Annotated in this window: 7 protein-coding genes, 1 tRNA gene, 1 pseudogene and 1 other annotated feature; of the genes and pseudogenes, 7 read left to right on the plus strand and 2 right to left on the minus strand. The window is 65.6% G+C overall.

Going from position 1 to position 8496, the window contains the following annotated elements; translation table 11 throughout:
• Window positions 1–14 precede the first annotated feature (14 nt).
• From FYM52_RS16400 to FYM52_RS16430, 7 genes are all read left to right on the plus strand, one after another.
• Complete coding sequence (locus FYM52_RS16400; RefSeq protein WP_045266446.1) at window positions 15–899, plus strand: inositol monophosphatase family protein; 885 nt, start codon at window positions 15–17, stop codon at window positions 897–899.
• Between the two features lie 158 nt (window positions 900–1057).
• The gene (locus FYM52_RS16405) at window positions 1058–2029 is read left to right on the plus strand and encodes a DnaJ C-terminal domain-containing protein (protein ID WP_162524758.1); all 972 of its coding nucleotides are present in this window, start codon (window positions 1058–1060) and stop codon (window positions 2027–2029) included.
• Window positions 2026–2340, plus strand: coding sequence for a chaperone modulator CbpM (locus FYM52_RS16410; RefSeq protein ID WP_043387211.1), 315 nt, complete (start codon window positions 2026–2028; stop codon window positions 2338–2340). The genes FYM52_RS16405 and FYM52_RS16410 overlap by 4 nt, the downstream gene beginning before the upstream one ends.
• Before the next feature lie 194 nt (window positions 2341–2534).
• Window positions 2535–5129, plus strand: a complete 2595-nt coding sequence (gene mutS / locus FYM52_RS16415; protein WP_154164887.1) for a DNA mismatch repair protein MutS — start codon at window positions 2535–2537, stop codon at window positions 5127–5129.
• A gap of 85 nt (window positions 5130–5214) precedes the next feature.
• On the plus strand, window positions 5215–6036 hold the full coding sequence (locus tag FYM52_RS16420; RefSeq protein ID WP_045266443.1) for a proteasome-type protease: 822 nt from the start codon (window positions 5215–5217) through the stop codon (window positions 6034–6036).
• Between the two features lie 43 nt (window positions 6037–6079).
• A complete protein-coding gene (locus FYM52_RS16425) occupies window positions 6080–6901 on the plus strand; it encodes an alpha/beta fold hydrolase (protein WP_154164884.1) in 822 nt (273 codons plus the stop codon).
• A gap of 133 nt (window positions 6902–7034) precedes the next feature.
• Window positions 7035–7403: a hypothetical protein gene (locus FYM52_RS16430; RefSeq protein WP_154164885.1), complete on the plus strand. Its 369-nt coding sequence runs from the start codon at window positions 7035–7037 to the stop codon at window positions 7401–7403.
• Window positions 7404–7435: 32 nt separating this feature from the next.
• Here FYM52_RS16430 and FYM52_RS16435 read toward each other — a convergent pair.
• Together FYM52_RS16435 and FYM52_RS16440 are read right to left on the minus strand one after the other, a co-directional pair.
• A tRNA-Gly gene (locus FYM52_RS16435) sits at window positions 7436–7509 on the minus strand.
• A 309-nt stretch (window positions 7510–7818) separates the two neighbouring features.
• A pseudogene (locus FYM52_RS16440) lies at window positions 7819–8496 on the minus strand (IS3 family transposase); the annotation flags it as partial.
• Window positions 8275–8391 (minus strand) — a sequence feature (AL1L pseudoknot). Its footprint overlaps the pseudogene before it by 117 nt.

An 8496-nucleotide genomic window follows, 5' to 3' on the forward strand; every position in this document is an offset into this window, starting at 1 on the left:
CAACTGCACAATTTATGTCGTCTTCCTCCCTGCACCCCATGCTCAACGTGGCCATCAAGGCCGCACGCGCCGCCGGCGCCATCATCAACCGCGCGGCCCTGGACGTGGAATCGGTCCGCGTGGCCCAAAAGCAAGTCAACGACTTCGTGACCGAAGTGGACCAGGCTGCCGAGCGCATGATCATCGAGACCCTGCTGGGCGCCTACCCCGGCCACGGCATTCTGGGCGAGGAAAGCGGCAAGGAATTCGGCGCCAAGGATTCGGACTACGTCTGGATCATCGACCCCCTGGACGGGACCACCAACTTCATCCACGGCTTCCCCGTGTACTGCGTCAGCATCGCGCTGGCCGTCAAGGGCAAGATCGAGCACGCCGTGGTCTACGACCCCACCCGCAACGATCTGTTCACCGCCACCCGTGGCCGTGGCGCCTTCCTGAACGAGCGCCGCATCCGCGTGAGCAAGCGCGCCCAACTCAAGGACTGCCTGATCTCCACCGGCTTCCCCTTCCGCCCCGGTGACAACTTCCGCGCCTACATGCGCATGTTCGCCGAGATCACCCAGCGCACCGCCGGTGTGCGTCGCCCAGGCGCCGCCGCCCTGGACCTGGCCTACGTGGCTGCGGGCTTCACCGATGGCTTCTTCGAAACCGGCCTGTCCATCTGGGACGTGGCCGCCGGCAGCCTGCTGGTGACCGAAGCCGGTGGCCTGGTCGGCAACTTCACGGGTGAAGCCGACTTCCTGGAACAGGCCGAATGCCTGGCCGGCAATCCCCGCGCCTACGGCCAGCTGGTCGGCATCCTGGGCAAGTACAGCAAGTTCGCAGGGGTCGAGGACAAGCTGGGCGTCGACGCCGCCGTGGCCGCCGACAAGCAGGACGACGACAGCCAGGACGACTGATCCACCGCGCCCCGACGCGCCATCCAGCCGCAAGCGCGCACGCCTTGCGGCTTTTTTTACGCCTGTACCACATGCGCCGCCGGCCTACGGCGCTGCGCCCGTGCTTGCGCCACCATGCTTGGCATGCGGCACCCGGCTGCCGCGCGCAGGAGAACCAGGTGGAATACAAGGACTACTACCGCATCCTCGGTGTGGACAAGAACGCCAGCGCCGAAGACATCAAAAAAGCCTACCGCAAGCTGGCACGCAAGTACCACCCCGACATCAGCAAGGAGCCCGATGCGGCAGCCCGCATGGCCGAAGTCAACGAGGCCAACACCGTGCTGTCCGACCCCGACAAACGCCTGGCCTACGACCAGTTGGGGGAGGCCTGCCACCCGACCGGCGCCGGCCACCGCCCGGGCCAGAGCGCGGGTTTCCAGCCACCGCCCGGCTGGGACCAGCAGGACTTCCATTTCCACAGCAGTGCCGACGGCGCCGAGCACCCCGAGTTCAGCAGCTTCTTCGAAGAGCTGTTCGGCCGCGGCCAGCGCACGCGCCGCAGCGGCCCGGCGCCAGACCTACGCGGCCAGGACCAGCATACCGCCATCGAACTGGAGGTGCCCGACAGCTACCACGGCGGCATGCGCGTGCTGAGGCTGCGTGGCGTACGCCTGGATGCCCAAGGCCATGCCGTGGAGGACGAGCGCGAGCTGCAAGTCACCATCCCCCAGGGCGTGTACGAGGGACAAATGATCCGCCTGGCCGGCCAGGGCCTGCCGGGCTATGGCCAGGGCCCGGCCGGCGACCTGCTGCTGGAGGTGCGCTTCAAGGACGACAAGCGCTGGCACACCCAGGGCAAGGACGTCTACCAGCAACTGCCCCTGGCCCCCTGGGAGGCGGCGCTGGGGGGACCGGTGGAATTCGACACCCTGGCCGGACCACTGGAGATCCACATCCCGCCCGGCTCGCAGGCCGGGCGCAAGCTGCGCGTCAAGGGCAAGGGCCTGCCCAGCCGCACGCCGGGCGACCTGTACCTGGTGCTGCAGATCATCGTGCCGCCGGTATTCAACGATGCCCAGCGCCAGGCCTATGCCGCCCTGTCCCAGGCCTTTGACGGCCGCAACCCTCGCACCGGAGGCACCGCATGACCACCCCCTTCTACACCCCGCCCGATGTGCTGGACGAACAGGCCTTGAGCCTGGAGCAACTGGCCGCCGCCTGCCGCATGGCGCCCCAATGGGTGATTGAGCGCGTGACCACCGGCGTGCTGCACTGTGACACCACCGATGCCACCGGGCACAGTAGCCCCCAGTCCTGGCGCTTCAGCACCCACACCGTGATCCGCGCGCGGCGCATCGCACAGCTGGAACGCACCTTCGAGGCCGACCCGGAGCTGGCCGCCCTGACTGCCGACCTGATGGAAGAAGTGCGGCAGTTGCGCCGCCGCATCAGGGGCTGATCCCCCTCGCACGCCCGGCGCCAGCGGCATCCCGGATAATTCCTGCCTGATTTTGGCGGCCGCCTGGCTGCGACCGTCCACACCGAGGAATTTGAGCTTTGTCCACATCTGACGTTTCCACGCACACCCCGAACAACAACAGCGTGCAGACCGCCACCTCCCCGCTGACTGCCCCCATCGAACAACACACGCCGATGATGCAGCAGTACATCCGGCTCAAAGCGGACTACCCGGACACCCTGGTGCTCTACCGCATGGGCGACTTCTACGAGGTCTTCTGGGACGACGCAGAGAAAGCTGCCCGCCTGCTGGACATCACCCTGACCACGCGCGGCCAGTCCGCGGGCTTTCCGGTGGCGATGGCCGGCGTGCCCTTTCACGCCCTGGAAGGCTATCTGGCGCGCCTGATCAAGATGGGCGAATCGGTGGCGATCTGCGAGCAGGTCGGGGAAGTCGGCGCCAGCAAGGGACCGGTGGAGCGCAAGGTGGTGCGCGTGGTCACCCCCGGCACGCTGACCGATGCCGAGCTGCTGAGCGACAAACAGGAGGCCATGCTGGTCGCCGTGCACACCGCCGGGCGCCAGCGCTGCGGCCTGGCCTGGATGAGCGTGACGCAGGGCCGCATCCACCTGGCCGAGTGCGCCCAGGACGAGCTGGGCGAATGGCTGGCGCGCATCGGCCCCAGCGAGGTGATCTACAGCGCCGGCGTGACCGAGCGCTTTGAGCAAGGCCTGTTCGCCCTCAAGCACAGCGGCGCCATCGCCTGCCCCTTGAGCCCGCGCCCCGACTGGCAGTTCGATACGGGCCTGGGCGAACGCAAGCTGCTGGAGCTGCTGGGCGCGGCCAGCCTGAAGGCCTGGGAGGCCGAAGCCCTGCCCCTGGCGCATGCCGCCAGCGCCGCCCTGCTCAGCTACGCCGAGCACACGCAGGGCCGCAACCTCACGCACATCCACAGCCTGCAGGTGCAGCGTGACGACCAGCTGATCAACCTGCCCCCGAGCACGCGCCGCAACCTGGAGCTGGTCAAGACCTTGCGCGGTGAGGACAGCCCCACACTGTTTGCGCTGCTGGACACCTGCCTGACCGGCATGGGCAGTCGCCTGCTCAAAAGCTGGCTGCTGGAGCCAAAGCGCGACCGGGCCGATGCCATGGCGCGCCTGCAGGCCACCACCGTGCTGCGCGGCAGCGATGCCCTGGGGGGCACCATGCCCTGGCAGGCGCTGCGCGGCGAGCTCAAGGGCGTGAGCGATGTGGAGCGCATCACCGCGCGCACCGCGCTGCGCCAGGTGCGCCCACGCGAGTTGGTGGCCCTGGGCAAAACGCTACAGAAAGCGCAGCTGCTGGCACAGACCACACCTTCGCCATCGCCGTATTTGAACCAGATTTTTCAGGACCTGGTGCCGCCCAGCGGCTGCGCCGAGTTGCTGGCAGGCGCCATCCTGGACGAGCCCGCAGCCCTGGTGCGCGATGGCGGCGTGATCGCGCGCGGCTTTGATGCCGAGCTGGACGAGCTGCGCGCCATCCAGGAAAACTGCGACGAGTTCCTGCTGGAGCTGGAAGCCAAGGAAAAGCTGCTCACCAACATCCCGAACCTGCGCGTGCAGTTCAACAAGGTGCATGGCTTCTACATCGAGATCACCAACAGCTACAAGGACGTGGTGCCCGCGCGCTACCAGCGCCGCCAGACGCTGAAGAACGCCGAGCGCTACATCACGCCCGAGCTGAAGGCGTTTGAAGACAAGGCCCTGTCCGCGCAGGAGCGCGCACTGCAGCGCGAGAAGTTCCTCTACGAACAGCTGCTGGACCAGCTGCAGCCCCACGTGCCCGGCCTGACCCGCGTGGGCCAGGCGATCGCGGCGCTGGACGTGCTGTGCACGCTGGCCGAGCGCTCGCTCACCCTGCACTGGAGCGCCCCCGAATTCACCAGCGTGCCCTGCATCGAGATCGAGGCCGGCCGCCACCCCGTGGTGGAAGCGCGCATGGCCGAAACCTCCAGCGGCAGCTTCATCGCCAACCACACGCGCATGAACGTCAACACGCGCATGCAGATCATCACCGGCCCCAACATGGGCGGTAAGTCGACCTACATGCGCCAGGTGGCGCTGATCGTGCTGCTGGCCAGCATGGGCAGCCACGTGCCCGCCGCGGCCTGCCGCCTGGGGCCCATCGACGCCATCCACACCCGCATCGGTGCGGCCGACGACCTGGCCAACGCCCAGTCGACCTTCATGATGGAGATGACCGAGGCCGCGCAGATCCTGCACGCCGCCACGCCCCACAGCCTGGTGCTGATGGACGAGATCGGCCGCGGCACCAGCACCTTCGACGGTCTGGCGCTGGCCAGCGGCATTGCCACGCAGCTGCACGACAAGACGCGCGCCTTCACCCTGTTTGCCACGCACTACTTCGAGCTGACGGAGCTGCCCGCCAAGGCCAAGGCCGCCGTGAACGTGCACGTGGGTGCGGCCGAGTCGGGCCACGACATCGTCTTCCTGCACGAGATCCAGCCCGGCCCGGCCAGCCGCAGCTATGGCGTGCAGGTGGCCAAGCTGGCCGGCATGCCGGCCGCCGTGCTGAACCACGCACGCCACACGCTGGAGGCCCTGGAAGCACGCGACGAAGCCGGGCGCGAGCAGGTGGACCTGTTTGCCGCCCCGCCCCTGCCGGCGTCCGCCCTGCAAGCCACCCCGGTCGAGGATGCGCTGGCGCAGATCAACCCCGACGCCCTCAGCCCGCGCGAGGCGCTGGAAGCCCTGTACCAGTTGAAGAAGCTGGCGCAGCGCCCTTGAAGCCCTCCCGCACGCCACCCCACACTGCCACCCGCCAGCGGGCACTACACTTGCTTGCCCCTGCGGCTTTCCTGCCCTTATTGCCATGACCTACTGCATCGCCATCAAGCTCAACGCTGGCCTCGTCTTCCTGTCCGACTCGCGCACCAACGCGGGGCTGGACCAGATCAACACCTTCCGCAAGATGATGATCTACGAGCAGACCGGCGACCGGTTCATGGCCCTGCTGTCGGCGGGCAACCTGTCGATCTCGCAGTCGGTGCGGGAGATCCTGCAGACCCAGCACATCCGCGACGATGCGACCGGCGAGGTGATCAGCATCTGGAACGCCAAGAGCATGTTCGATGCAGCCCGCGTGCTGGGCGCCGCCGTGCGCCACGTGTACGACCGCGATGGCGTGGCGCTCAAGCGTGCCGGCGTGGACTTCAATGTCTCCATGCTGTTCGGCGGCCAGATCCAGGGCGAGGGCATGCGCCTTTTCCAGGTGTACTCGGCCGGCAACTTCATCGAGGCCACCAGCGAAACCCCGTTCTTCCAGATCGGCGAGTCCAAGTACGGCAAGCCCGTGCTAGACCGCGTGCTGCACCCCGAGCTGCCGCTGGACGAAGCCGCCAAATGCGCCCTGGTGTCCATGGACAGCACGCTCAAGTCCAACCTGTCGGTGGGCCTGCCGCTGGACCTGGCGGTGTACGAGGCCGGCAGCCTGCGCTGCGACAAAGTGGTCTGCATCGACGAGCACAACCCCTACTTCCAGATGCTGCGCAGCAACTGGGGCGAGCGCCTGCGCGCGGCCTTTGACAGCATCGAGGACCCGCAGTGGTTCGGCGGCAACAGCACCGTCCCTCTGGTGATGGACAAGCCTGGTGCACTCAAGAAAATCACCACGCCCGAAGAAAAATTGATCTGACGCAGCCGCAGCGGCTGCGCCCTCCACGCAGAACCGGCTCCGTATGCAACCCCTGATCTTCTCGCACGCCAACAGCTTTCCTGCTGGTACCTACCGCCTGCTGTTTGCGCTGCTGCGCGAGCGCGGCTTCGATGTGCACGCCGTCGACCGCTTCGGCCACGATGCGCGCTACCCCGTCACCGACAGCTGGCCCCACCTGGTGCAGCAGCTGGCCGACTTTGCCACGCCCCTGGTGCAGCGCTGGGGCCAGCCGGCCCTGCTGGTCGGCCACTCGCTGGGGGGTTTTCTCAGCGTCATGGCCGCGGCCCAGCACCCGCAGCTGGCCAGTGGCGTGCTGATGCTGGACTCGCCCCTGATCAGCGGCTGGCGTGCGCGCTCGCTGGAGATGGCCAAGCGCGCCCAACTGGTCGGTGCGGTCTCGCCGGGCAAGATCAGCCGCAAGCGCCGCAACCTGTGGACGCAGCGCGAGGAAGCGCTGGCGCTGTTCCAGAGCAAGAAATCCTTCGCACGCTGGCACCCACAGGTGCTGCAGGACTATGTGGACCACGGCCTGGCCGAGGACGCCGAGCAGCGCATCACCCTGCACTTCACGCGCGAGGAAGAAACCGCCATCTACAACACCCTGCCGCACAACCTCAGCGCCCTGCTGCGCCGCCACCCGCTGCGCTGCCCGGCGGCCTTCATCGGTGGCCTGTCGTCCAAGGAGATGAAGCAGGTCGGCATGGACATGACGCTGCGCATCACCCACGGCCGCATCACCATGCTCGACGGCAGCCACCTGTTCCCCATGGAGCAGCCCGAGGTGACGGCCGCCGCCATCGAAGCCAGCTGGCTCAACCTGCAGGCCGCGGCGCGCAAGCCCTGACGCGGCCGTCCTTAAAAAAGAGAAGCATCCCGCGCCTGTTAAACCTTGCTTTCAACGCGCTTTATATCCACAAGCCAATTGAATCCAGCGCTGACCGCTATTCTTTTATTTATTGTTTGAACACGGCACCGCCATGGCACTGGATTACCTGGATTTTGACTACAGCGAAGACGAAGACGGCAACGGCACCTGGGACGCCATGGCCAGCGTGGCCGACGGCCGCTGGACCGCGCTGCTCGAGGAAGTGCGCCAGGTGCTGCACTGGGCCAGCCACGACTTCCGCGGCCGCCGCGCACCACTGGAGGACGGCGGCGACTGGGACTACGACCTGAGCGCCCAGGACGACGACCACGGCCGCGCCCTGCGCATCCGCTGGGACCGGGCGGGCGACGCGGTGCAGGCCGAGGCCCCGCAGCCCGGGGGCTATGGCACTGTGACGCTGACCCTGACGGGCAACACCGCCTTTGGCGACGCACTGCGCCAGGCGTTTGATCTGGAATGAGGGGGAAAGCAGGGCCACGAACGGGCAAAGGATGGAGCGGGTGATGGGAATCGAACCCACGTATCAAGCTTGGGAAGCTGGCGTTCTACCATTGAACTACACCCGCCTATCTACTACCCCATGATTTCATTGATCTTTTGCCCGTAAGGCGTTGATCTTCAAGGATAAATAGGCTTTTTTTGCGATTCCTTTTTACTCAACCAAGCTCAACCAAACTCGTCCACAATCGGCAGCTTGGTGTAGTTTTTGGTGTAGTTTTTTTCTTCGCATTCAACTCAGATGCAGTGAAGGGCTGGTCCAAAACTGCCCCTTCACTTTCCAAATCTGGAAAGCATTCTAGCGCACTATCGTCCGCTGAATAAACGCACTTTAGTGGCTGATGTTGCCCCTGGTTTGTGAAGTTCTTGGCTGTCGGGTCAACCACAAAGTCCGTGCGCATGTGGCTACTGACCCGCCAGCCCAATATGCGGCGTGCATACACATCAATCACAAAGGCCACAAACATCTGCCCTTGCCATGTAGATACATAGGTGAAATCTGCGACCCAAAGTTGGTCAGGCCGGTGGGCTTTGAACTGCCGGTTGACGAGGTCTAGCGGGCATGGCATGGTTGTGTCTGGACGGGTTGTGCGCACCTTCTTGCCACGCCTTGCGCCTTCCAGGCCCAGCTTGCGCATCAGGCGTTGCACTGTGCAGCGGGCAATGGGTAAGCCTTCTCGGTGCATCTGCTTCCAGACTTTGACGACGCCATACACCTGCCAATTGGCGTGCCACACCCGTTGAATATGACTGCAACGTTCTTCATCTGATTGGCTGCGCTTGCAGCGCAGCCAAGGGCAGTTTCTTTGTTGAACCCTGCGCCTGTAGCCCGATGGGGCAATTTGCAGCAACCTGCAAATTGGCTCGACCCCATAGGCATCGCGATACTGGTCTACAAAGTCAATTAGCTCTTGATGCGACGGTCCAGCTTCGCCTGCGCAAAAAAAGCGCTCGCAGCCTTGAGGATGTCATTGGCACGGCGCAACTCCTTGTTCTCTCGCTCCAGTTGCTTGAGTCGCTCACGTTCATCCGTGGTCAATCCTGGTCGTTGGCCT

The sequence above is a fragment of the Comamonas sp. CAH-2 genome (assembly GCF_009668305.1).
GTDB lineage: Bacteria > Pseudomonadota > Gammaproteobacteria > Burkholderiales > Burkholderiaceae_C > Comamonas > Comamonas aquatica.